This is a genomic window from Burkholderia pseudomultivorans, from assembly GCF_902499075.1.
Lineage (GTDB): Bacteria > Pseudomonadota > Gammaproteobacteria > Burkholderiales > Burkholderiaceae > Burkholderia > Burkholderia pseudomultivorans.
In genome coordinates this window covers 1-827 of the sequence record NZ_CABVPP010000141.1, presented here as the reverse complement: position 1 = coordinate 827, position 827 = coordinate 1, and the positions used below count along the sequence as shown (strand labels likewise).

Annotated in this window: 1 pseudogene; it reads left to right on the top strand. The window is 69.8% G+C overall.

The window, feature by feature from the left end:
- Positions 1–827: pseudogene (locus BST28156_RS34530) on the top strand (bifunctional N-acetylglucosamine-1-phosphate uridyltransferase/glucosamine-1-phosphate acetyltransferase); the annotation flags it as partial.

Genomic DNA, 827 nt, shown 5'->3' with positions numbered 1-827 from the left:
CTCGTGCTGTACGGCGACGTGCCGCTCACGCGCGCGTCCACCCTGCATCGCCTCGCCGACGCGGCCCGCGACGGCCGCTACGGGATTCTGACCGTCACGCTCGACGATCCGACCGGCTACGGCCGCATCGTGCGCGACGCGTCCGGCTTCGTCACGCGCATCGTCGAGCAGAAGGACGCCTCGCCCGACGAGCTGAAGATCGCCGAGATCAATACCGGCATCATCGTCACGCCGACGGCGCAGCTGTCGATGTGGCTCGGCGCGCTGAAGAACGAGAACGCGCAGGGCGAGTACTACCTGACCGACGTCGTCGAACTCGCGATCGAGGCCGGCTTCGAGGTCGTCACCGCGCAGCCCGACGACGAATGGGAAACGCTCGGCGTGAACAGCAAGGCGCAGCTCGCCGAACTCGAGCGCATCCACCAGCGCAACGTCGCGGCCGCGCTGCTCGTCGACGGCGTCACGCTCGCCGATCCGGCGCGCGTCGACGTGCGCGGCACGCTGCGCTGCGGCCGCGACGTGTCGATCGACGTGAACTGCGTGTTCGAAGGCGACGTGACGCTCGCCGACGACGTGACGATCGGCGCGAACTGCGTGATCCGCAACGCGTCGATCGGCGCGGGCACGCGCATCGACGCATTCACGCACATCGACGGCGCCGAGCTCGGCGCGCACACCGTGATCGGCCCGTACGCGCGGCTGCGCCCCGGCGCGCAGCTCGCGGACGAAGCGCACGTCGGCAACTTCGTCGAGGTGAAGAACGCGGTGATCGGCCACGGCTCGAAGGCGAACCACCTCACCTACATCGGCGACGCCGACATCGGCGC